Origin of the sequence: Alteromonas pelagimontana (genome assembly GCF_002499975.2) — a bacterium.
In the GTDB taxonomy this organism is placed as follows: Bacteria; Pseudomonadota; Gammaproteobacteria; order Enterobacterales; family Alteromonadaceae; genus Alteromonas; species Alteromonas pelagimontana.
This window is the reverse complement of sequence record NZ_CP052766.1, coordinates 1641875-1664611: the sequence shown is the minus strand read 5'-3', so window position 1 is coordinate 1664611 and position 22737 is coordinate 1641875. Positions and strand designations below refer to the sequence as shown.

Sequence of the window (22737 nt, the reverse complement as noted above, 5' to 3'; positions counted from 1 at the left end):
ACAATGGCGATTGGTCTAGTCGGTCGTAAAGTGGGTATGACTCGCATCTTCACTGAAGATGGTACATCTATCCCTGTGACTGTTATCGAAGCGACCCCAAACCGTGTAACTCAGTTACGTACTGATGACACTGACGGTTATCGCGCTCTTCAGGTTACTGCTGGAACCAAGAAAGCGAACCGCGTTAATAAAGCAGCAGCTGGGCAATTTGCTAAAGCTGGTGTTGACGCTGGACGTGGTCTGTGGGAATTCCGTCTTGAAGATAACGAAGGTAGCGATATTGAAGTAGGCAGTGAAATCACTGTTGAAATCTTTAACGACACCAAGAAAATTGACGTGACTGGCACGTCTAAAGGTAAAGGCTTTGCCGGAGCTATTAAGCGTTGGAACTTTAGTGGCCAGCGTCAAACTCACGGTAACTCTCTTTCTCACCGTGCACCTGGTTCGATTGGTCAAAACCAAACGCCAGGCCGCGTTTTCAGAGGTAAGAAAATGGCTGGTCAACTTGGTAACAAGCAAGTGACTACGCAATCTTTGGAAGTCGTACGTGTGGACTTAGAGAACAACCTGATCCTAGTTAAAGGTGCCGTACCTGGCGCAACTGGCGGCGATGTTATCGTCAAGCCAGCTGTTAAAGCGTAACGTCTGGGGAGTGAACTGATGGAATTAACATTGAAAGACGCGCAAAGCGCTCTTGAAGTATCCGAAGCGACCTTTGGACGTGAATTTAACGAAGCCCTGGTTCATCAGGTAGTCGTTGCTTACGGTGCCGGTGCTCGTCAGGGTACTAAAGCGCAGAAAACGCGTGCAGAAGTTCGTGGTGGTGGTAAGAAGCCATGGCGTCAAAAAGGTACTGGCCGTGCTCGTGCCGGTACAATCCGCAGCCCAATCTGGGTCGGTGGTGGCCGTGCATTTGCTGCTAAACCTCGTGACTTTGATCAAAAAGTTAACAAGAAAATGTACCGTGGTGCTATTAAAAGCATCCTATCTGAGCTGGTTCGTCAAGAGCGTTTAGTCGTTGTTGAGAAATTTGGTGTTGATGCGCCGAAAACTAAAGCTCTGATCAGCAAACTGAGTGACCTTGAGTTAAGCGATGTTTTAATCGTGACAACCGAGGTTGATGAGAACTTGTTCCTGGCCGCGCGTAACTTGTACAAAGTTGATGTGCGTGACGTTTCAGGTCTTGATCCAGTTAGCTTGATTGCGTTTGAAAAAGTGCTAATCACTGCTGATGCGGTTAAACAACTTGAGGAGGCGTTAGCATGAGAGAAGAACGTCTACTGACGGTGCTTAAAGCGCCTCACGTTTCAGAAAAGTCGACTATGGCTGCTGAAGCGAACAACACAGTTGTATTTAAAGTAGCTAAAGATGCGAACAAGGCTGAAATCAAAGCAGCAGTTGAAAAACTGTTTGAAGTTGAAGTTCAGGGCGTTCGTACCGTAAATGTTAAAGGTAAGACTAAACGTCACGGTGCATCTTTTGGTAAACGCAGCGACTGGAAAAAGGCCTACGTGGTTCTTAAAGAAGGTCAGGACATCGACTTTGTCGGTGGCGCTGAGTAAGAAGGGGATTAGAAATGCCATTATTGAAAGCTAAGCCAACTTCTGCCGGTCGTCGTCACGTTGTTCAGGTTACTAACCCTGACCTGCACAAAGGTGCGCCGTACGCGCCTTTGCTTGAAAAGAACAGCAAGTCTGGCGGTCGTAACAACAATGGTCGTATTACCGTACGTCACATTGGTGGTGGACATAAACAACATTACCGTGTGATTGACTTTAAACGTAACAAAGATGGCATTCCAGCCACTGTTGAGCGTTTAGAATATGATCCAAACCGTTCTGCAAACATTGCTTTGGTACTGTATGCAGATGGTGAACGTCGTTACATCCTGGCACCGAAAAATATTAAAGCTGGTGACCAACTGAACTCTGGCGTTAACGCACCTATTAAGGCAGGCAACGCATTACCAATGCGTAACATGCCAGTAGGTTCTGTTGTACACGCTATTGAAATGAAGCCGGGTAAAGGTGCGCAAATTGCACGTTCAGCTGGCGCATACGCACAGATTCTAGCGCGTGACGGAAACTATGTAACACTTCGTCTACGTTCTGGTGAAATGCGTAAAGTATTGTCTGATTGCCGCGCCACCATTGGTGAAGTTGGTAATGCAGAACACATGCTGCGCTCACTGGGTAAAGCAGGTGCGACACGCTGGCGCGGTGTACGTCCAACCGTTCGTGGTGTTGCCATGAACCCGGTTGATCACCCACACGGTGGTGGTGAAGGTCGTACATCAGGTGGCCGTCACCCAGTCACTCCTTGGGGTATTCCTACCAAAGGTAAGAAAACTCGAAGTAATAAGCGTACCGATAAACTTATCGTACGTCGTCGAAACAAGTAATAGCGAGGATTCACCATGCCACGTTCTCTCAAGAAAGGTCCATTTATTGACCTGCACTTGTTGAAGAAGGTAGAGGCTGCAGTGGAAAAGAACGAGCGTCGTCCAATTAAAACTTGGTCACGCCGTTCCATGATCATCCCAGATATGATTGGGTTGACCATTGCGGTCCATAACGGTCGTCAGCACGTTCCTGTCATTATTAGTGACGAAATGGTCGGCCATAAGTTGGGCGAATTTGCGCCAACGCGTACTTACCGCGGCCATGTCGCGGATAAGAAAGCCAAACGATAAGGGGTAGGAAGATGGAAGCATTAGCTAAACACCGTTTTGCCCGTACTTCGGCACAAAAGGCACGCTTGGTTGCGGATCAAGTTCGCGGAATGCACGTAGAGAAAGCACTTGAGCTTCTGACGTACAGCCCAAAGAAAAGCGCAGTACTGCTTAAAAAGGTACTGGAGTCTGCGATTGCAAATGCAGAACACAATGAAGGCGCTGACATCGATGAATTAATCGTTGCGAAAGTCTTTGTTGATGAAGGCCCAACTATGAAGCGTATCAAGCCACGTGCTAAAGGCCGTGCTGATCGTATCTTTAAGCGTAGCAGTCACATCACTGTGGTTGTAGCGGATAACTAGGAGTAGATAATGGGACAGAAGGTACATCCTACAGGTATACGCCTGGGTATCAGCAAACCATGGACTTCTACCTGGTACGCTAATACCGCAGATTATGCGGATAACCTGTTTAATGACCATCAGGTACGTCAGTATCTGACTAAGCAACTGAAAAACGCTTCACTTTCTAAAATTGTGATCGAGCGTCCTGCCAAGAGCATCCGTGTGACTATTCACACTGCGCGTCCTGGTGTGGTCATCGGTAAGAAAGGTGAAGACGTTGAAAAGCTGCGCAGCTACGTATCTAAGCTAGCCGGTGTGCCTGCTCAGATTAACATTGCCGAAGTTCGCAAGCCTGAACTTGACGCACAGCTTGTTGCTGACAGCATTTCCAGTCAGTTAGAGCGTCGTGTTATGTTCCGTCGTGCTATGAAGCGTGCGGTACAAAATGCTATGCGTCTGGGTGCTAAAGGTATCAAAGTTCAAGTTGGTGGCCGTTTGGGCGGAGCAGAAATTGCGCGTTCTGAATGGTATCGTGAAGGTCGCGTTCCGCTGCACACTTTCCGTGCAGACATCGATTACGCAACCTCTGAAGCGGCAACTACCTACGGTATCATTGGCGTTAAGGTATGGATCTTCAAAGGTGAGGTTCTAGGCGGACTGCCTACAAACCAAGAGCAGACTCCACCTGCTCAACCTAAGAAGAAAGGCCGCAACGCTAAGCGAGAGGGCTAATCATGTTACAACCAAAGCGTACGAAATTTCGTAAACAGCATAAAGGTCGTAACCGTGGTCTTGCTATTGCGGGTAGCAAAGTAAGCTTCGGTACCTATGGCCTGAAAGCAGTTGGCCGCGGTCGCATGACAGCGCGTCAAATCGAAGCAGCGCGTCGTGCTATGACTCGTCACGTTAAGCGTCAAGGTAAAATCTGGATTCGGGTTTTCCCTGACAAGCCAATTACTGAGAAGCCTCTTGAGGTTCGTCAAGGTAAAGGTAAAGGTAACGTAGAGTACTGGGTATGCCAAATTCAACCTGGCCGCGTACTGTATGAGATGGAAGGTGTTCCTGAGTCTCTTGCACGCGAAGCGTTTGAACTGGCAGCGGCTAAACTGCCATTTAAAACAACCTTTGTAACTCGGACGGTGATGTAATGAAAGCAGCTGAACTGAAAGACAAAAGCGTAGAAGAGCTGAATGCAGAGTTATTAAACCTGCTACGCGAACAGTTCAACTTACGCATGCAGCATTCAACCGGTCAGCTTGAAAAAACTGCCCAGTTGAGAACTGTGCGTCGTACCATCGCGCGTGTTAAAACCATTCTGACTCAAAAGGCTGATGCGTAATGACTGAACAAAAAGTTCGTACAGTGCAAGGTCGTGTGGTCAGCAACAAAATGGAAAAAACCATCACTGTTGTTGTTGAGCGTTTTGTAAAGCACCCTATCTACGGGAAGTTCATCAAGCGTTCTACTAAACTACACGCACACGACGAGAGTAATGTTTGTAACGAAGGCGATATCGTCACTATTAGTGAATGTCGTCCTTTGTCTAAAAGCAAAAACTGGACTCTAGTCGATGTAGTAACTAAAGCTGGCGTATAATTTAGCTTTAGTTTCTGATAAAAAAGGGCCGCTCTTTCGAGCGGCTTTTTTGTATATCCGGACTATCAAAATTTCCTATTGCTCCGGCCCGGCCTAAGCTTTTCCTTCAGGATCTTAACGATCTGCTTGTCTGTGTCTCGGAGAGGTTTAGAAGAACTTTTTAAACCCATCAAAAAAATTTTCACCAATCCATGCGGTACGTGGCAGCTATTGAAAACGACAGGCATTCAAAACATAGCTGCGATTTGTTCATATAACCGCGGGATGCATTGTAATACTAACGTGCTCTGAACTGATTACACATCTAGAAGGATTAGTACAAGAGGCTTACAACCAATTCAAACTAGCAATCAGCTTTTCTACCGATTGACTCCGCGCTTTCTTTACTACACATTACGTTAATTTCGCCACTAAATTTCCACGTAGGAAACGATCGAAATAGTAATTGTAAAGAGTAATACCGTAATTTTAATAATTAATTAACTTGGTAGCCTGACGTAAATTTAATTACTATCAGGAACAAGGATGAAATTCTCAACATTCACTGGCATGGTCATAGCGGGATTTCTATTGCAGCCAGGAAGTAGCGAATCCGCTTCTTTGACACTAAATGAAAAAGAGTATTTTGAAACTCAGGGGCTGAATATTCTGGTTTTCAGCAATTGGTATAACGGTCTCTTTGGTGACTCTAAGATTAGCGGCGTGGAGGTCATCCATCATGGAAATCGCATGGCGACCAACGGGGACATTAGGTTAAGCGCCACTCCAGAGCAGTGGGATCCCATTCCAGAGTTCATCTCTCGTAAGGTTAATGAAAAAGAGCAGAGTATTGAAGCGTTCCTGAGGTATCCTGACTACAACTTCAGTTACTCAGTCAAAGCTACGCCAGTTGAAAACGGCGTGGAAATTTCAGTGAATGTTCCAAAAGCTGTACCGGCAGCGCTCGTCGGAAAAGCAGGTTTTAACATGGAGTTTCTTCCTGCTACCTACTTTGAAGCCTCCTTTTTGGCAGACGGAAATCCGGGACATTTCCCCATCTACCCTACGGGTAAAAAAGAAATTATCGGAAGTGTTGAGCCTGAGGCGCTTGCGTCAGGGAAGCATCTGGTTCTGGCCCCTGAAGATACCAAAAGACGGATTTCAATTAGATCGAACGAGAGCACTCTTAATCTTTATGACGGCAGAGGCAAGGCGCAGAACGGCTGGTTCGTAGTCCGCGGCCTATTACCAAAAAACAAAACCGGAGAAGTGTTAAAGTGGGCGATAACCGCCAGCATTCAAGAAAACTGGCTGCGCCAGCCGGTGATCGGACATTCGCAAGTGGGGTATCTGCCTTCACAGCAAAAAAACGCGGTAATAGAATTAGATGAAAATACGCCTGCGCTAGCAGAAGCGAAGTTACTTCAGGTGCAACCAGATGGTAGTAAAACTGTGGTGCTCAGCGAGAAGCCTCAGCCGTGGGGGAGCTACACGCGTTACCAATATGCCACCTTTGACTTTTCTTCAGTGACAACGCCTGGACTATATCAACTACAGTACGACGATACCGTAACTGCTTCCTTTCCAATCGGCGACAGCGTATACAAGAGTGCCTGGCATCCTACGCTCGATCATTATTTTCCAGTGCAAATGGATCATATGTTAATTAATGAAGCGTACCGGGTCTGGCACGGTGCTTCCCATCTGGATGACGCATTGCAGGCACCTCTGAATCACGAACATTTCGATTTGTACGCGCAAGGGCCGACCACCGACACACCCTACCAGCCGGGAGAGCATATTCCAGGTCTGAATGTGGGGGGCTGGTACGATGCTGGTGATTACGATATCCGTACCCAAACCCAATACGCAACCGTGAGTACCTTAGTTGCTGCCTGGGAGGAATTCGCGCTAACCAGAGATACCACTCTGGTTGACTATGAGCGGCAATACGTGGATATACACGTTCCTGATGGCAAGCCGGATATCCTGCAGCAAATTGAACACGGGACTCTTGCCCTGGTGGGACAATTTGATGCCGTGGGTCATGCCATTCCGGGCATCATTGTGCCGGATATCAGCCAATATACCCATTTGGGCGATGGTTTAACCATGACAGACAACCTGATATACCAGTCAGCTATGAAAGAGACCGAGGCTGACGGTGTCAACAGTGGCAAGTTTGACGACAGGTGGGCTTTTACCAGTAAGTCTACCCCTTTAAATTATGGTTCCATTGCTGCGCTGGTTGCTGCCAGCCGGGCACTGGCAGATTACAATCCACAGCTTGCTGAAAGGAGTTTCACTACAGCGGAAAAGGCGTGGGACGAAGAGGCCGCTAAGCAGCCAGATATTTTTAACCATGGCAATACCACAGGCGGAAGGCTGGAGCCGGAAAAGCTAAAAGCAGCAGTAGAGCTTTTAATTACCACCAAAGAGAACAAGTATAAACAAGCGGTTGCTGAGCTGTTACCTGAAATAGAGCAGCACTTTGGTGAAAATGCGATTTTGGCAGTACGGGCATTACCGCTGATGGATAAGGAGTATCGAAATCGTGTAAAAGCTGCAGCTGGCGCTTATAAACAGGAGCTGGACGTCATTGCCCAGCAGACACCGTACGGAGTGCTAATTACCGAGGGTGGATGGGCAGGGAACGGCACCGTACTGCAAATGGCAGTGAACCAGTACTACCTACACAAAGCATTTCCCGAGATGTTTAGTACGCAAAGCATCTATCGCGCACTGGATTATATTTATGGTACTCACCCTGATTCTGACATTTCTTTTGTATCTAACGTGGGAACAGAATCTAAAAAGGTGGCCTATGGTATGAATCGCGCCGACTATTCTTTTATCTCTGGTGCAATCGTGCCCGGTGTGCTTATTCTTAAACCGGACTTACCTGAAAACAAAGAAGACTGGCCGTTTATGTGGGGAGAGAACGAATACGTTATTAATCTTGGCGCCACTTATATTTTTACGGTCAACGCTGCGCAGGCATTAGCCAATCAACATTAGCACCAGGCAACAGGCAGCCTATGAAGCCGCCTCTATCTAAGAAGCGGCTCTTAACGTACGCAGTCGTGGCGGATTTGAATCAGCTATCCGCCGCGATTTAGCTTCTTCTGTACGGCGACGAACCTGTAGGTACCAAAAGCCAGAACGGCAATACCGCAAACTGAGAGAAGCCAGGCAATCGCTGTATAAGATTCCAATGAGGAAAAGAATTGAAACAAGACCGCAGATGCGGCGAGTAGCGATAATCCTGTGCGAATATAGGCGAGAAAAGTCCGTTCATTGGCCAGCCGAGTACGCTCCAGTGCCAACCGGTCTCGCGTATCTGTATTTTCAGCCATGATCACCTTACAAAATAAATAGCCTTACTGACTATAACGAAACGAACCCGAATACGTTCAACTTTAGTATCAGTTTTTTGTTCACGCCACCCAATCCATGTGTTTCCACGACATGCTGAGTCCGTATAGTTAATCAGGGAGAGATCGTGAATGATTTTAAATGACAGACCCTTTCAATTTTCGCTGAATGAACAATGACTAAAGGTGTAATAGCCAACCTGCTGGAACAGAGTTACGCTTGGCTAAATAGCTGTTCGTAAGTGTGCTACACATGAAAAGGCAAAACCGGGTATCATTCAGAACTGTCCGTAGGCGCTGTGCAACAACAGCATGGATGCTGCGGCTGAGCGCCCAAGGAAGGGTTTACAGCGTGTTCTATGGTGTCCTCGTTATGACTCATACTTCGAAACAGTTATCTAGTCGTTAAGAATAATTTTATGAATTTGTGAACAGCAAATTATAACTATTTTTAGTGTGACGATTTCTGTTCTATTCGTACGCGTACCCTGGAGAAAGACCTATTTAACGTTATAGCTATGGAAAAAGCGCTTGTTTACGCGCCTTGTCTCACCGCATCCATGGAGACTTCTAAGTTTAGTTATGAGCTTTTTGATTCAGCCACAGTAAGTTTAGAAGAACCACCGTATTCGTTAGATGATTCACCGACCAATTCGGCACCCCATTTCCGTAACCTTTCAAATCCAGCGAGACAACCACCCACTGCTATTAATGCCATAAGCATCCCGGTAAGGCCAAGAAAGGCTCTTTCAGAAAATAACGTCCAAATGAACTGGCCGACACAAAGAGTAGCCACCACCAGTAATGTTGGTTTACGACCAATTCTGGCTACAATAAATACCCCCAGCGGCGCACCCAAAGCCACAACCGGTGCTGCTGCCAACCAGTTTTCAAATACACCGGCTTGAAAGCCTTGACCAGGAAGCGTTTTTACCGCTACACCAAGAATGGAGGTAAAAGACATAATCACTACAGAGGTAGGAATGGCAATTTTCAAGTCTGCTCGACAGATCAATACCAGCGCGGTGTACAACACCATATCTATTCCCACCCCAGTTACTGAAGCAATGGTAGCGCCTGCCAATAGCCCTATCCACAAGCCCAAACGAAAGTCCCAATTCTCGTTAAATTCTGTCATGCCACTGTGCCCGGCGATCTCGCTAAGGCGGTATAAATGCAATAATCCGAAACTTGCCCACACTACGGCAAACACTAATTTTATCCACAGTTCGGGTACATGAGGCGCAATGAAGAAAATACCCAGTGGCGTGCCCACAAGTGACCCCAGCATAGCACCCTTTAAAATTGACCAAGCTAGTGGCTGGCGTCGGGCTAAAATAAAGATGCTGGCGCTGGTCATGCCTATCGCTTGAATGGCAAAGCTGAAATCTCTTCCTAAGCTGGCAGGCAGTTCGAACAGCAGAACCAGGACCGGAAAGCCGACAGTTCCTCCACCCATTGGGGTTGAGCCTGCCGCATAGCTACCAATTGCCATTGCCAGCGCCATAGGCCAGTGAGCCACAGCCTCAGGCCACAGACCTTCACCAGCAACCAGCCACAGCCATGCGCCATAGAATAGCCCCAACCATATAAACCACACCCATAAAAACTGCTTAGGTTTAGCCAGCAAGCCCATGTAAATACGCCTTTCGTTTCAAGTTGCGCGAGTATATCAACAAACTGTTAACACTTACTAGCGAGGAAGAAAATGTCGCTTACATGAGCAATCGTTTTTACTGAGACGGGAGTGGAAAGAGCTAAAATGGGTATGCTTGAAAATCTATACTCCTATAATAGTATGGAGAGCATAAAGCCAGAGTGCACCACCAGTGCTTGATAAGTTCCTCTTTTGCCAGTACATTATGACGCACTTAGGGGAGTAGTCTCTCGCTTCACGCGAGGAAATTGTCAACAATCTCCGGGCTAGATCGTCCGTGGCAATTTCGAGCCTTTTGGTTTTGACAAGACTTAAGACATATATTCATATCGGGCAGGTATGGAAATGTGTCTTATGATCTGGTTTCTGCCCCAAGGAAATTGTGTGCGACATCTCTATTTTATCCCTTTACCTATGCCTTCCTTGGGCTTGTTTGTCACCGGGTGTTCCGGCTATCGCCAGTTTATTCTCATCCTCTTCCCTACATTTCTCAATTTGATAACTTCCGAAAACAAAACAGAGCCATACCGGCCGGTTTTCTTTTCGGCTTGTAACACGTTTGATATATACAACCTGGGACGCTGCGCCCTTTCTCATTGCTTACCCAAAGCAACTACATCACTCCACGCACTGTGGCTTTAATAACTAGAATTAAGGAAAAAATATAATGCTCTTAGCATCATTGGCAATAATCGTAGGCTTCGCTCTGCTGGTTTGGAGCGCCGACCGTTTTGTAGACGGAGCTGCAGCGACAGCGTCTCATGCCGGGCTGCCTCCGCTTCTTATTGGTATGGTAATCGTTGGTTTTGGAACTTCAGCACCAGAAATGGTGGTTTCAGCCATAGCAGCATTAGACGGAAACCCGGATTTAGCCTTAGGAAACGCCATTGGCTCCAATATCGTTAACAGCAGTTTGATTCTCGGCGTGACTGCCGTTATCGCCCCTATTGCGGTTCATTCGAAAATTGTTAAAAAGGAACTTCCTTTGCTGCTATTAATCGTGCTGCTTTTAGGCGGCTTATTATTGGATGGTAACTTATCGTCAATGGACGCAGTGATATTGCTAGCAGGATTTTTTGGCGTCATCGGGTGGTCGGTTTTTTCTGCATTAAGTAGCCGCGGTGATGCATTAGAAACCGAGTTTTCGCAAGAAATGAGCGAACAGCAGATGCCGCTAGCAAGAGCAATAATGTGGTTAATTGTCGGACTGGCAGTGTTAATAGCGAGCTCGCGATTGCTGGTTTGGGGCGCTGTGGAAATTGCTTCCGCGTTGGGTGTGAGCGACCTGATTATCGGTCTTACTATTGTAGCTCTGGGCACATCTTTACCTGAACTGGCGGCATCCATAATCGCTGCGCGTAAAGGCGAGCACGATATAGCCATTGGTAACGTAGTCGGTTCTAACATGTTTAATATTCTCGCAGTTGTAGGCATTGCTGGCGCTATTGAGCCTATAAACCAATTATCCGCAGGTGTTTTAAGCCGTGACTGGGCAGTGATGTTTGCGCTTACCATTGGTATGCTGCTAATGGCTTACGGTTTTGGCAAACAGGGGCGAATCAACCGGTGGGAAGGCGGCTTGCTTGTGAGCGCGTATATCGCCTACAACGGCTTTCTTGCTTATCAGTTACTATTGTAGCCAGCGCGCTTTCGAAAATATTTTGAAAAACTCGAAGAAATATCCGAAGAGCGATTTTTTGTCACATACCTGTACCACAATCAGGTCGAGGGTCAGCGGTTTCAAGGCAGAAAGGTATCGCTACAGTTGAAGGCGGAGAAAGATGACCAGAGTAAGATTCTAAAAAAAGCGGCCAGCAAGGCTTAAAGCTTAAGCTATGAAGACTAAGAAATAGTCGGTGACGTTAATAATGCGCGTTCCCCAACCAGATGTGAAGTAATTACAACTACAAAACCACTGCACATGGTATGGAAATGTTAGGAAATAGTATGAATAGTATTATCGAATTTTTTACCGAGCATCAGTTGCAACTTATTGCGCTAGCAAAAAATGCTTTGCTTACGGTAGTTATTCTTTTAGCAGCAAGTATTGGCGCTAAAATTTTAAAGCAGGCAGTTTATAAAGCGGTATTCCGCCTGAGTAAACACGATGAAATCATTAGTAAACTGCTGATGTCTCTAGCAGGATACGTAGTTTATCTTATTGCTCTGGTCATTATTCTGGATCTCTTTGGCGTCAATACCGCCAGCTTAGTGGCGTTGGTGGGGGCGGCGGGTTTGGCTATCGGTCTGGCGCTAAAAGATACCTTAAGCAACGTTGCTGCAGGAGTGATGCTGTTGTTCTTAAAGCCGCTTAAAAAGACTGAATTTGTAGAAGTCTCCGGATTCTCTGGCAGCGTAACCGATTTGGGTTTGTTTACCACTCATCTTGAAACCGTAGACGGCTTGTTCATTTCCATGCCTAACAGCACGGTATGGGCCAGTACAATCAAAAATTTCAGTAGAAACACGCGGCGACGAATGGACATCACAGTAGGAATTTCTTACGGTGATTCAATTGAACAGGGGCTGCTTGCTTTGCGGGAGATGGTTGAAGAAGAGAGCCGCTTACTGACCACTCCAGAGCCTCAGTTTATTGTGCATACTTTGGCTGATAGTTCCGTCAACCTTCAGTTACGGGCGTGGGCGAATACCGTCGATTTCTGGGAAATATACTGGAAGTTCCAACGCACAATTAAAGATAAGATTGAGAGCAAAGGGCTTTCCATTCCTTTTCCGCAACGGGATTTACATATTATCCGGCACGACGCAGAATCGGCTGCGCAATAGGGTAGGGCGAGGCTGCAGGCCTCGCTACGCTAACAGCTAATCGCTATTTTCCTTGTCGAGAAGAATTAACTGTCAGCGTAAAAACTACTGCTAATAACGCCAGAAAGCTGGAAAGAACAGTGCAAGAACGGTAAAGTATTCAAGCCGACCTAAAATCATTGCGCCTGAAAGGAGCCAGCAGCCTTAAGAAGTCATCAAAAATTTCTTACCCAGATGCTGTATAGTCATCTCTGATGGCTCTGCTGGAGTTTCTTTGCTTCAGAATTCGGCCAAGAAACCGTCGTTTATTGTTAAAAATTATTCGCGAGCTCTCCCTGTTCTGAGTGCTCATCTGTGTTCGCCGGACACCGCTATTATTCTGCTTGCCCGTAAGCAGCACCTCTTCTGCCTTATCCGGTTACAAATATCTACATCTTGCTGCATAACTACAATGATATCCTTGCCAAACAAACGGCGTGCTCGACCGCTTTTGACATTCGTAACGTGAAGAACTTCAGGATTAAAAATTTGTTAGCGGTTCCTAATCATTATCAAGTAGCGCTAGCCATTGGCTTAGCGTTTATGTGCTTTACTGAGACGGCCCTTGCCAAAGGTGTCTCCGCTAATTTGCCTTTACAGGTGCATCCACGCGTCGAAGCCCAAATTGATAAACTGATGGCCATCACCAGCGGACCGCCGCTGACAAAACCCTACAAAGTGGTAGAGCTTGAGCGGCGCGTAAAGCAAATAGAGAGCAACTATCTTCAATTATTTAATGAATTAGACCTATACTTACAGAAGTACCAGAAAGCTGCGGGTATCACTGATGTTAATGCAACGGTAGCTGTCGCCGACTCAGGAGACATGTTACGGCCGAACACGCGAGGAGGCTTTTTTAGTGACAGCTATTCGTTTGGAGCCTCGGGCTTTTATCAGCCTTCCGACTACTTGCTGGTATCGGCTGGCGGTACTTTTAGTGAACACGCTGACTTTCGTCACACCAACACTTACGTTACCGTAGGAATGGAATATATCCAGCTAGAAGCGGGCTATCGGGAACACTGGTTTTCACCTTTTAAGTATTCTTCAATGTTAGTGAGTACACACGCCAAGACCTCACCTTCTGTTACATTTAGCAACGCTTCCCCCATTACAAGCTGGGACATACGCTACGAAATTTTTTACGCTAAGCTGGAAGAGGTTGAGGAAATCCGGCTCGGTGAAAATTATTATCACGGCAGTCCGCGTCACGGCGGCATTCACCTTAGCTTTTCACCGCTGGATTTTTGGTCTATTGGAATCAACCGAACCCTTCAATTTGGTGGCGGAGCGAGAAGTTTCTCCTTTGGCGATGTGTTTGAAGCACTGCTGAACCCAGCTGGCAAAGATAATGTTGGAGATATCGAAACCAATGATCCTAACTATGAGTTTGGCAACCAGCAGGCATCAGTGACAACTGTATTTAATCTCGATTGGGGAACGCCTTTTCAACTGTATGGCGAATTGGGCGGTGAAGATACCGTGGGCGAGTCAAATTACAGCCTGGGCAACCAGTCACTCTCTTTTGGAATTTATCTGCCTGCTTTAACTGATTCCGTGTCCTTACGTTTGGAGCATAATCAGTGGGCAACAAAATGGTACGTACATCATTTGTATCCAGCGGGCTACACCAATGCGGGAGTCATTATGGGCCAATGGGCGGCAGAGCAGCGGCTGGAAGGGACCTCACCGAAAGCGTCGGTAGACACCCTTGGCATTGACTGGCAAATCGATCCAATCCGCCGAATAGAAACGGTGGTATCGCTGATTCAGGCTGACGCAGAGGCGGCTGTAGAAAATTACGAAACAGGCTACCAGATTCAGCTTGATTACACCCAAATCACACCATATGGAGAAATCGGAGTAGGCGTGTTATTTGGCAAAAGCACATTAGGTGAAAACCAAAGTGCGTTACAACTCTCCTATTTTTGGTAATATGATGCCCGCTCTCATCGACCGGTTCCGCAATGCCAGGCGGGTGCTATACATGAGTCATCTTGCCCTGGGAGACTATCTCTATCAACGCACATTTTTGCAGCAACTGAAAGAAGCCTTTCCTCATATCGTCTTAGACGTTTGGTTTGATGACTTTAGACGGGTAGGAAAGTCCTGGCAGCAGGGTCGCAACGATATTATGTCTGAGTGGCTAAAAACGGAGCCATTTATTGATGCGTTTTACCCTCTCGTTAGCTGCCGACAAGAGCGACTGGCTCAGTTCAGGCAGGCAAAGGAAAAGCAGTACGACATTGTTCTGTTTATTGGTACAGCAAGAAGCTATCGCTTTGCCTATTATGCCAGACGGATTGGCGGTGAAAATGCGTATTGTGCTGGCGTGGTGGAAGATGCGGCGTGGAGCCCGGTGCGTCACTGGTTTTTTCGGCACCTTGATCTCTGCATTCAGGATACAGCCAAAACCCGTAAAACCTACGTGCTACAGTACTATGGTGATTTGTTCCGCCAGCTTACCGGAATTCATCCGGTAACAGAATTGAGCCCGTTGAAGATCCCCGAAACCAGCGCCAAAAAGGTGGCAGTACAACTGAAAGAATGGCACGCTCGCTTTAATACCCGTATGGCGTTAATGGTAAATGCTGTTTCCACCACACCGAAACGGGACTATCCGTGGAAGAAAATGGCAGATGTTCTTGAGCGTTTGTATCGCCAAAAGCCGGGTTGCTTGTTTATTGTTAATACACCGCCACATCTTGTGGATGAGGTAGAGGCACAAGTAAATCAATTGCATGCTGGCAAAGGAATACCCTGTGTGTGTTTCACCTCGCAAACAGGCGTAGACGAATTATCGGCATTAGTTGACAAAGTAGATGGTGTATTGAGCGTTGAAACAGCAATTATCCATTTCGCCGCAGCAGTAGGTACTCCGCTAGTGGCATTAATGCGCCAAAAAACCTCGAACTGGTGTCCACCGAGTGCCCAAAAAGCTTTATTTTCGCCTACCTATGTTGACGAGATTAGTGTGAGTGACGTCACCAATGCGTGTCTTCAATATTTGCTTTGATCTTCATCTACATGTGCGACGTCGGGGGTCTCCTGCGTGAAAAGGGATTGGTAGAGGGAAGCGTATTTTTTCGCCATGGCTTCAGGCGTAAAACTGCGGGTTACATGTTGGTAGGCGTGATTCCCAACCTTCTCGGCGAGTGCTTTATCCTGCAAAAGCCGCAGCACAGCATCCTTAAGCTGGCCAAAGTCGCCTGGCATGATCATCAAACCGCTTTTTTCATGCTCGATGATGTCCGGAATACCGCCTACCGGAGTGGTAATTATGGGACGTTTACATACCGCTGCCTGTAGCACGGTGACGCCCAAACCTTCGGCATACACCGGATGCAGTACCACATCAATGTTCGGTAAAATACGATTAACATGTTTGGTAAACCCGCATAATTTAACGTGGTCGTTTAACTGGTAGCGGTCGATAAGCGTCTGGTAATTTTCCTTCTGCCTTCCTCTGCCAAAGAGTAAACAGGTGATATCAGGATTTTCTGCAAGGATATCGGGCATAGAAACAATAATATCCGCTTGCCCTTTGCGGGGAGACAACTGAGCAAAGCTGGCGATTACCTGATGATGCGCCGGAATATTGTATTTTTTATTTAACCAATTGCGATTGGGTGAGTGGGTAAATTCCTTCTCTTGGACGCAGAAGGGGATAATGTGCTGCGATATATTCTCCGGACAGTGATTTTTTACTACCTCCTGTACACCGTGAGACACACTCACCACAGCCTGAAAGTGACTATATTTAAATTTAGCCAGCAGGCTTTCAGGATCGTCTGCGCGGCGGGTGCAAATAGCGGGAATACCAGAAATTTTAGCGGCCAACGCGCCCCATAAATCGCCCCCCCGGCGGCTATGCACGTGAACAATGTCAGGTTTATGTTCTTCAATAATATCCCGCACTCTGTACACGCTGGTAATATCCAGCGCACCTCCAAATGGAATGGGCAAAGTCTTGCAGTTTTTCAACGTTAACGTAGCCAGTTCGCTGGATTCCTGACACACCAGAATGTGTTCAAAATCATCTTCTGAAAGCGCGTTAATCAATAAAATGACCTGCTTTGCTCCTCCGTGAGCGCGTCTTCCGAATTCAAGGTGCATTATGCGCATCTTCATGACATTACTCCGAACGTGCCCAAAACAGGGAAGATTTGAGCTGTTAGATGACGCACGAGCTTACTGCGGCAAGGCGTAACTACCTGGCATAAAAATCGAGTTATAAAAGAAAAATGTAAGTGATGAAAAAGAATAATTGGCAGACAACGTACCATAAAATTTCCGTTAGCGTGGTGGACCACAAGGTTGTTGACGCAAGCATGTAGAGCAGAAAGCGTATCACTATTCGTAAACTGCCCACGTTTTTCCCATGCTTCAGTTCGATGATAAATATACGCTTAAGCAATGGGAATAGCTCTAGGGCGTGACCTTTTCTGTTCATTTTTGCAATCTGCCCGCAGCTTTCTTAATAAACCTGTCGTCCTTGTTGTTGCTCAATACTTACCGAGGCAAGAGCATGAGTGAGTAAAAATTCATCGATAGAAATAAGTAAAAACTTGTTATCCGAAAAGCCGTAAAGTCAAAGCAAAGATGTATTGGAAGGAATTGTCTCAGGCACATACAATGCGCGATAACCTTATCCACCGAGCCGCAGACAGAAAAAATGCTTCGTCTGCTCGTATAATAACCGGAATTCACATAATTAAATGAACCGTACCTCACCCTCATATCAGCCAACATTTATGCAGGAAGCGTGTCGCTGGCTGTATTCTTGGCTATTAGTGTTAATCATTCCTTTTGTGGCCGTTGCCTTACTGTTGCGAGGGAAAGGGCAAGACAAACCCGCTGGTCATAAAGCTTTGGAGCGATTGGGCGTAGCGCCAAAACCTGCCAGCCCGCAAGGCTACCTGTTTCACTGCGTCTCAGTTGGAGAAGTGGTTGCTGCTTCCGGACTTATAAAACGTATAATGCAGGAAGAGCCTGACATGGCGATAACCGTTACAACTACCACGTTAACGGGCTCAGCGCGCGTGAAGGAGATATTTGGAAACCGTGTTAATCACAGCTATTTGCCTTTCGATTTGCCGATTTGCATGTCAATTTTATTGAACCGATTATCGCCCAAGATGGTTGTAATAACCGAAGTGGAGTTGTGGCCTAATCTCATTCACACCTGTTGGCGGAAAAAAATTCCTGTTCTCGTTGTTAACGCTAGAATGACGGATCGCTCCGCTCGCCGATATAAAAAATTCGCGTCGCTATTTACGCCCATGCTCAATAAAGTGGCACATGTTTGTGCGCAAGGACAAAGAGATTACGACAACTATCTGCTACTTGGCATTCCCGCTGACAACTTGACTCTTACCAACAACATTAAATTTGATCAGGCGGCGGTGCAGTCAGCATCTGGACCTGCTTCTTTTATGAATGTTGCTTCATCCACACGACCAATTATTGTAGGAGGAAGTACTCATGAGCCTGAAGAAGCAATGTTACTGCAAGCGAGCCAAAGTCTGCGCAAGAAATTCCCTGACCTGCTTCTTATTCTGGTGCCACGTCATCCAGAACGTTTTGATGAAGTGGCCCGTGTGATCAAGCAGAAGGGAGCTGCATTTGTAAAAAGTAGCGAATACGACAGCGTGCCAGAGAATTGTGCAGTGGTCCTTGTTGATGAAATGGGTAAACTTAATCATGTCTACCAGATTGCCTCGATTGCTTTTGTCGGCGGGAGTATTGCCCAGCGCGGGGGGCATAACGCGCTCGAACCGGCAGCAGCAGGGCTCCCTGTACTGATGGGCCCCAGCAGACACAACAACCCCGAAATATGCCATCATCTGGAGCTACAGGGCGCATTAATTTTAGCTCGCGACAGTGACGATATTTCAGCACAGTGTGAACAATGGCTATTAAAGCCTCAGTTGGCTATCCAGTGCGGCGAGAGCGGCCGTAAAGTCATTTCAGATAATGCAGGTGCAACAGAAAAAGCCCTTGCCTGCATTCGAAGGTGCTTCAGTAAAGAAAGCTGAAGTTAAAAAGCTAAGGGAGCTGAATAAAAAACAGACCCCATGATGGTGCGATTTTTCAATATATTGCACCTCAAAAAAGAATGAAGGAATGCAGTAAAGATAAAGGGTTGGGTAACACTTTGATTTTTCAATATATATTTAAAGTTGGTATAGCGGTTGCTTTTATCTTGCCGACGCTGTAGTTCAGGTAGAAAACAAACAATCACGCAACCTAATAAGGTGCACCTGATTACACGTTTTCCAGGGAGACGTACCCTGCCACGTTGTGGCAGGGTACTATTTTCTTCATCTCTGCATTATACGAATTCTCGCGCTGAGAGAGCATACATCAATGTGGATTAATATCAGACCGGATCTCCCTCCGGAGCAATTAAACTTATCAGTCGCCAGCCCGGTTTAGGCAACAATTCTTTGCCAAACAAAACGGTGTGGGCTCTATTATTCTCATCAATAGCGATTAACGGCGTAGCTCTACCGCCATAAGTCTCCAGGTAGTTCGTGTAGCTAAACTCTTCTGTTAAACGCGTAGTTTTTACTAAAGCTCCCCGGGCCACCGCTGTCGCCAGGTACCCATAGGTTACGCCTTCGTCGAATAACGAAAGTTTCTGTGCATAGTGTTGTCCCACCTGATGACTGGGTCGCGTCGCCTGCTCATTATTAGTCAAACCCCATACCTTGTCTTTGCCCATAGTGTACTCAAAATGATAGGCCACCATTGGGTTAAGCTGTTTATAAGGAGACATAATAAGTACCGTACCAAAGGTATTCATTTCCATTGTTCGCGCTGCATGATCAGACATCGGGTTACCGAAGTACGCCGGTATTTCAGCCATTCTGGCCTCCCGAATTGCATCCCAGTTGGTATCGGCAATACACACAGGAATTTTTTGGTTGATCATTTCTTTTGCCATCATGCGATTAAATTTGCTGCCGCCAAAGATTAAAAAACGATTTGGCGCCGGAGCCCTTACTTGCAGAAGTTTGGCCACACTACGGGAGGTCAGGCTTTGCACCACTACTGTGGCAATAATGACGAGAAAAACGATAGGAACAATAACGCCGGCACCATCATATCCAATTTCTTCAAGCTTGAGTGAGAACAGCGCAGATACTGCGGCTGCGACTATACCCCGTGGCGCTATCCAACTAAGTAAAGCCATTTCCCGCCAATTAAGCCCGGTCCCGACGGCTGAAATTAACACTGACAATGGCCGAGCAATAAACATAATTGCACCCAACACTATTACCGCGCCTGCACCGACTTCAATGATTGAGTTCAACTCCAATCGAGTTGCCAGCAATATAAATAGACCCGAAATTAGCAGCACACTTAAGGTTTCTTTGAACTCCAGAATGTCTTCCACCTCAACGTTTTTCATGTTCGCCAGCATCATGCCAGTAATGGTAACAGCAAGAAGCCCTGACTCATGAGCAACATAATTAGAGGCAGCAAATACACCTAAAATGAGCGTAAGAACAGCCGTGTTTTGCAGGTAATGCGGTATCCAGTTATTGCGTAGCGCCAAGCCTAAAAAATAGCCGGAAAAAATACCTAAGAAGAAGCCAATTCCGATTGTTTTGCCAAAAGCAATGAGGGTGTGCGTAACTGCGGTGGCTTGAGATGCAACGATGTATTCAAACACTAAAACCGCTAACAAGGCGCCAATGGGATCAATAATAATTCCTTCCCAGCGCAAGATATTCGCCAAGTTGGTTTTTGGCCTGACCGTTCTGATCATCGGCACAATAACGGTGGGGCCTGTGACCGTCACAATTGCTCCGAAAAGTGCAGCCAACTGCCAGGATAAATCGAGAGCAAAGTGCGAGGCTACAGCTGCAACAATCCAGGTAACCAGAACGCCCACCGTGCAGAGATTACGCACCATGTTTCCGTGGCCGGCAATATCAGTTAATTTAAGGGTAAGCGACCCTTCGAACAGAATAATCGCAACAGATAACGACACCACCGGAAATAACAGGTCGCCAAATAACGCATCAGCGTCAAGTACATTAAAAACTGGTCCGATTATGATACCAACGATCAGTAAGGGTAAAATGGCGGGAAGACGGACGCGGTATGCCAGATACTGACAAGCAATAGATAACAGGCCAACACTGACCAGACTAAGTAACGGATCTGACAAATTTATTTCCTTATTTGATAACGCAAAATAGTAACTGGCGGTGAGATATGAGCAATATGATTGCTTTTCTTTGCTAGTTAATACTTAATGAATGAAAAGAAAGATGATTTTTTCGATATAAACGCTGAGGCTTTTGCTTTGCCGAACTTTCATACTATGAATATCCTGTCATTTTAAGATAGGGTATAATAGCAGCAACTGAATATCAGCAATTCATTTCCTTCGTGCAGTATGGATAAAAAGATGTCTGTAACCACCCCTATAAAACTTTTCTTCGCACTTCTGTTACTTGCCTGCGGAACATTGGCTCACGCGGGACCGATTAAAACCGATATCGTGCTGCTGGTGGATGAATCAGGCTCTATGGGGAATGGCCGGGATAGTCTTATTCATGCCAATTTGGCTGCTCATATCAACAGCTTTTCTGATGCTTTGGCTTCGCAAGGGGTTGAAGCCAGATTTGCTCTTATCGGATTTGGGTTGGCGGGTAATCTTTTTCGCCAGCTAAGTGATTTTGGTTCTGCTGAAACATTTTCTTCAGCCGCGAATCAACTATCATCTGGCGGTAATACTGAACCTGCCTATGATGCTATGGCATTTGCGCTGGATTCGCTCAACCGCTATTTTGTTACGCAGCCTTTAGCTTACGCTACCGACGCCATCAAAAATTTTATTCTATTTACTGATGAAGGCGACAACTCGCGAGAATTTGATAAAAGCGCTATTGCCACAACGCTGGCTGAGAATAGCGCTTTACTTAACGCAGTGGTGCCGTCGGATTCTTCCACAACAAGTGGTTTCGTTGAATTAGCGCTTGAAACTGGAGGCAGAGTATTTGATTTAAATGAGCTGGAAACCACCAGTGCCCAGCAGGCGCAATCTTTTCTTGCTCAATTAGGTTTAGCCAAAGCTGAAGAAACATTCGATTTCTGCCGCCAACATTCGATACATGCTGCCTGTAGCGGTGTTGGGCCGCCGTCTGTTTCAGAATCGGGAACTGGCGCGCTGGCAATGCTTTTCCTTACATGGCTGTGGTTCCGCCGCTTTATCCGAGGGTAATGCAGCGTTACCCTTACTCGCTTTAACGTATTGCGTTTCCCCCCAGACAATCTACCTATGGTGACTATTTTGAAAATCGCATCACTCTTGTGTGCAGTGATATATCTTTCCTCTTGCAGTTTATCGACCGCAGCTCCCCAGCGCGGATTTTCGGTCATTGACGAATACAAGCTTAACGACAAGCTAAAGGAAACATCGGGTCTTTTTTGTGAAGAAGACCGCGCCTATACAATCAACGACTCTGGTAATGCACCCTCTATTTTTCAGATTAATACGCAGGGTAAAATAATGCAGACATTGTCGTTAGCTGAAGGAAATTATGATTGGGAGACAATCACCGCTGACGTTGATTATTTTTATGTCGGCGATGTGGGAAATAATGCTGGTGATCGTCAACGTTTGATAATTGAGAAAGTGTCTCGGGCAACAAAGCAGGTTGAACTGTCAATCAATCTGAAATATCGAGATAATCAACCTAAACAGAATTTGCCTTACGCTCATGATTTCGACGCTGAAGCAATGGTAGCGAAAGACGGAGATCTCCTGCTTTTTTCAAAAAGCTGGGAAACGGGAGTGGCTCGGGTGTATCGTCTTTCTACAACGAAAAGCCACCAAACGCTTAAACCAATAGAGATGATTCATGACTTACCAGGCGTAATCACCGGCGCAGACTGGGATGCTGACAATAAACGTTTCCTCATCGTCGGCTATACCAGTACTCCTTTTGGTATATTTACTCCTTTTATCGCCACGCTGACAGAAAATTTTGAAGTAAAAACAGTCGATGCGTTGGATGGATACGGACAAGTAGAAGGGGTCTGCGCGTTTGCGAATAACGAGATATGGTTCAGCCAGGAAAGCGCTCCCTTTCACGATGCTAAGATTGTGAAAATCAAATTCAACTAGGACCTGTCTTGCTCGTTGCTGGTCACTACTCACTTAGGTACAACAAAACTCGGTCAGCAAAGGCCAACAGGCTCTCATTTTTCTGATTGGAAAATTGGCTCAGCATTATTCTTATACTCTTAAAGCTATACCTATTGCTCCGGCTTATCTGTTTATACTTT

22 protein-coding genes are annotated in these 22737 nt (G+C 46.3%); 18 read left to right on the top strand and 4 right to left on the bottom strand.

Annotated features, from left to right (window positions below; translation table 11 throughout):
* Nucleotides 1–3: 3 nt before the first annotated feature.
* The 11 genes from rplC (at nt 4) to CA267_RS07450 (ending at nt 7611) form a co-directional block, all read left to right on the top strand.
* The gene (gene rplC / locus CA267_RS07500; protein WP_075608058.1) at nt 4–642 is read left to right on the top strand and encodes a 50S ribosomal protein L3; all 639 of its coding nucleotides are present in this window, start codon (nt 4–6) and stop codon (nt 640–642) included.
* 18 nt (nt 643–660) lie between these two features.
* Nucleotides 661–1266, top strand: coding sequence for a 50S ribosomal protein L4 (gene rplD, locus CA267_RS07495; RefSeq protein ID WP_075608059.1), 606 nt, complete (start codon nt 661–663; stop codon nt 1264–1266).
* Entirely contained in the window at nt 1263–1562 is a 300-nt protein-coding gene (gene rplW, locus CA267_RS07490; protein WP_075608060.1) for a 50S ribosomal protein L23, read from the top strand. The genes rplD and rplW overlap by 4 nt, the downstream gene beginning before the upstream one ends.
* Nucleotides 1563–1576: 14 nt before the next feature.
* A complete protein-coding gene (gene rplB, locus CA267_RS07485; RefSeq protein ID WP_075608061.1) occupies nt 1577–2401 on the top strand; it encodes a 50S ribosomal protein L2 in 825 nt (274 codons plus the stop codon).
* Between the two features lie 15 nt (nt 2402–2416).
* Nucleotides 2417–2692, top strand: coding sequence for a 30S ribosomal protein S19 (rpsS, locus tag CA267_RS07480; RefSeq protein ID WP_075608062.1), 276 nt, complete (start codon nt 2417–2419; stop codon nt 2690–2692).
* An 11-nt stretch (nt 2693–2703) separates the two neighbouring features.
* Nucleotides 2704–3036 (top strand): 50S ribosomal protein L22, encoded by a 333-nt coding sequence (gene rplV, locus CA267_RS07475; protein WP_075608063.1) that lies wholly within the window; start codon nt 2704–2706, stop codon nt 3034–3036.
* A 9-nt stretch (nt 3037–3045) separates the two neighbouring features.
* On the top strand, nt 3046–3750 hold the full coding sequence (gene rpsC / locus CA267_RS07470; protein ID WP_075608064.1) for a 30S ribosomal protein S3: 705 nt from the start codon (nt 3046–3048) through the stop codon (nt 3748–3750).
* Nucleotides 3751–3752: 2 nt separating this feature from the next.
* Nucleotides 3753–4166 carry a 50S ribosomal protein L16 gene (gene rplP, locus CA267_RS07465; RefSeq protein ID WP_075608065.1) on the top strand — a complete coding sequence of 138 codons (414 nt, stop codon included), beginning with the start codon at nt 3753–3755 and terminating at the stop codon, nt 4164–4166.
* On the top strand, nt 4166–4357 hold the full coding sequence (gene rpmC / locus CA267_RS07460) for a 50S ribosomal protein L29 (protein WP_075608066.1): 192 nt from the start codon (nt 4166–4168) through the stop codon (nt 4355–4357). Before rplP ends, rpmC begins: the two co-directional genes overlap by 1 nt.
* The gene (gene rpsQ / locus CA267_RS07455) at nt 4357–4614 is read left to right on the top strand and encodes a 30S ribosomal protein S17 (RefSeq protein WP_075608067.1); all 258 of its coding nucleotides are present in this window, start codon (nt 4357–4359) and stop codon (nt 4612–4614) included. The genes rpmC and rpsQ overlap by 1 nt, the downstream gene beginning before the upstream one ends.
* Before the next feature lie 525 nt (nt 4615–5139).
* Entirely contained in the window at nt 5140–7611 is a 2472-nt protein-coding gene (locus tag CA267_RS07450; protein WP_083638273.1) for a glycoside hydrolase family 9 protein, read from the top strand.
* Between the two features lie 83 nt (nt 7612–7694).
* Here CA267_RS07450 and CA267_RS07445 read toward each other — a convergent pair whose 3' ends face one another.
* A complete protein-coding gene (locus tag CA267_RS07445; RefSeq protein WP_075608068.1) occupies nt 7695–7949 on the bottom strand; it encodes a YidH family protein in 255 nt (84 codons plus the stop codon).
* A gap of 598 nt (nt 7950–8547) precedes the next feature.
* Entirely contained in the window at nt 8548–9603 is a 1056-nt protein-coding gene (locus CA267_RS07440) for a sulfite exporter TauE/SafE family protein (protein ID WP_075608069.1), read from the bottom strand.
* A 688-nt stretch (nt 9604–10291) separates the two neighbouring features.
* Between CA267_RS07440 and CA267_RS07435 the strand changes: the two genes are divergently transcribed.
* From CA267_RS07435 to CA267_RS07420, 4 genes are all read left to right on the top strand, one after another.
* Nucleotides 10292–11263 (top strand): calcium/sodium antiporter, encoded by a 972-nt coding sequence (locus CA267_RS07435; protein ID WP_075608071.1) that lies wholly within the window; start codon nt 10292–10294, stop codon nt 11261–11263.
* A gap of 308 nt (nt 11264–11571) precedes the next feature.
* The gene (locus CA267_RS07430) at nt 11572–12411 is read left to right on the top strand and encodes a mechanosensitive ion channel family protein (protein WP_075608072.1); all 840 of its coding nucleotides are present in this window, start codon (nt 11572–11574) and stop codon (nt 12409–12411) included.
* Nucleotides 12412–12918: 507 nt separating this feature from the next.
* Nucleotides 12919–14364: a capsule assembly Wzi family protein gene (locus CA267_RS07425; protein WP_075608073.1), complete on the top strand. Its 1446-nt coding sequence runs from the start codon at nt 12919–12921 to the stop codon at nt 14362–14364.
* Complete coding sequence (locus CA267_RS07420; RefSeq protein WP_075608074.1) at nt 14324–15445, top strand: glycosyltransferase family 9 protein; 1122 nt, start codon at nt 14324–14326, stop codon at nt 15443–15445. The genes CA267_RS07425 and CA267_RS07420 overlap by 41 nt, the downstream gene beginning before the upstream one ends.
* Here the strand turns inward: CA267_RS07420 and CA267_RS07415 are convergent.
* Nucleotides 15430–16560, bottom strand: a complete 1131-nt coding sequence (locus CA267_RS07415) for a glycosyltransferase family 4 protein (protein ID WP_075608075.1) — start codon at nt 16558–16560, stop codon at nt 15430–15432. The two genes, CA267_RS07420 and CA267_RS07415, sit on opposite strands and share 16 nt — an antisense overlap.
* Nucleotides 16561–17147: 587 nt before the next feature.
* Between CA267_RS07415 and CA267_RS07410 the strand changes: the two genes are divergently transcribed.
* Nucleotides 17148–18467, top strand: a complete 1320-nt coding sequence (locus CA267_RS07410) for a 3-deoxy-D-manno-octulosonic acid transferase (protein WP_075608076.1) — start codon at nt 17148–17150, stop codon at nt 18465–18467.
* A 344-nt stretch (nt 18468–18811) separates the two neighbouring features.
* Here the strand turns inward: CA267_RS07410 and CA267_RS07405 are convergent, their stop codons facing one another.
* Nucleotides 18812–20611: a cation:proton antiporter gene (locus tag CA267_RS07405; protein ID WP_075608077.1), complete on the bottom strand. Its 1800-nt coding sequence runs from the start codon at nt 20609–20611 to the stop codon at nt 18812–18814.
* Between the two features lie 243 nt (nt 20612–20854).
* Here CA267_RS07405 and CA267_RS07400 point away from each other — a divergent pair, with 243 nt between their 5' ends.
* Nucleotides 20855–21670 carry a vWA domain-containing protein gene (locus CA267_RS07400; protein ID WP_075608078.1) on the top strand — a complete coding sequence of 272 codons (816 nt, stop codon included), beginning with the start codon at nt 20855–20857 and terminating at the stop codon, nt 21668–21670.
* 69 nt (nt 21671–21739) lie between these two features.
* Nucleotides 21740–22576, top strand: coding sequence for a hypothetical protein (locus CA267_RS07395; protein WP_139316218.1), 837 nt, complete (start codon nt 21740–21742; stop codon nt 22574–22576).
* Nucleotides 22577–22737 lie beyond the last annotated feature (161 nt).

Excerpts from the sequence above, each read along its gene's own strand:
- rplC (WP_075608058.1), top strand. The coding sequence starts at position 4 with ATGGCGATTGGTCTAGTCGGTCGTAAAGTGGGTATGACTCGCATCTTC.
- rplD (WP_075608059.1), top strand. The coding sequence starts at position 661 with ATGGAATTAACATTGAAAGACGCGCAAAGCGCTCTTGAAGTATCCGAA.
- rplW (WP_075608060.1), top strand. The coding sequence starts at position 1,263 with ATGAGAGAAGAACGTCTACTGACGGTGCTTAAAGCGCCTCACGTTTCA.
- rplB (WP_075608061.1), top strand. The coding sequence starts at position 1,577 with ATGCCATTATTGAAAGCTAAGCCAACTTCTGCCGGTCGTCGTCACGTT.
- rpsS (WP_075608062.1), top strand. The coding sequence starts at position 2,417 with ATGCCACGTTCTCTCAAGAAAGGTCCATTTATTGACCTGCACTTGTTG.
- rplV (WP_075608063.1), top strand. The coding sequence starts at position 2,704 with ATGGAAGCATTAGCTAAACACCGTTTTGCCCGTACTTCGGCACAAAAG.
- rpsC (WP_075608064.1), top strand. The coding sequence starts at position 3,046 with ATGGGACAGAAGGTACATCCTACAGGTATACGCCTGGGTATCAGCAAA.
- rplP (WP_075608065.1), top strand. The coding sequence starts at position 3,753 with ATGTTACAACCAAAGCGTACGAAATTTCGTAAACAGCATAAAGGTCGT.
- rpmC (WP_075608066.1), top strand. The coding sequence starts at position 4,166 with ATGAAAGCAGCTGAACTGAAAGACAAAAGCGTAGAAGAGCTGAATGCA.
- rpsQ (WP_075608067.1), top strand. The coding sequence starts at position 4,357 with ATGACTGAACAAAAAGTTCGTACAGTGCAAGGTCGTGTGGTCAGCAAC.
- CA267_RS07450 (WP_083638273.1), top strand. The coding sequence starts at position 5,140 with ATGAAATTCTCAACATTCACTGGCATGGTCATAGCGGGATTTCTATTG.
- CA267_RS07445 (WP_075608068.1), bottom strand. The coding sequence starts at position 7,949 with ATGGCTGAAAATACAGATACGCGAGACCGGTTGGCACTGGAGCGTACT.
- CA267_RS07440 (WP_075608069.1), bottom strand. The coding sequence starts at position 9,603 with ATGGGCTTGCTGGCTAAACCTAAGCAGTTTTTATGGGTGTGGTTTATA.
- CA267_RS07435 (WP_075608071.1), top strand. The coding sequence starts at position 10,292 with ATGCTCTTAGCATCATTGGCAATAATCGTAGGCTTCGCTCTGCTGGTT.
- CA267_RS07430 (WP_075608072.1), top strand. The coding sequence starts at position 11,572 with ATGAATAGTATTATCGAATTTTTTACCGAGCATCAGTTGCAACTTATT.
- CA267_RS07415 (WP_075608075.1), bottom strand. The coding sequence starts at position 16,560 with ATGAAGATGCGCATAATGCACCTTGAATTCGGAAGACGCGCTCACGGA.
- CA267_RS07410 (WP_075608076.1), top strand. The coding sequence starts at position 17,148 with ATGAACCGTACCTCACCCTCATATCAGCCAACATTTATGCAGGAAGCG.
- CA267_RS07400 (WP_075608078.1), top strand. The coding sequence starts at position 20,855 with ATGTCTGTAACCACCCCTATAAAACTTTTCTTCGCACTTCTGTTACTT.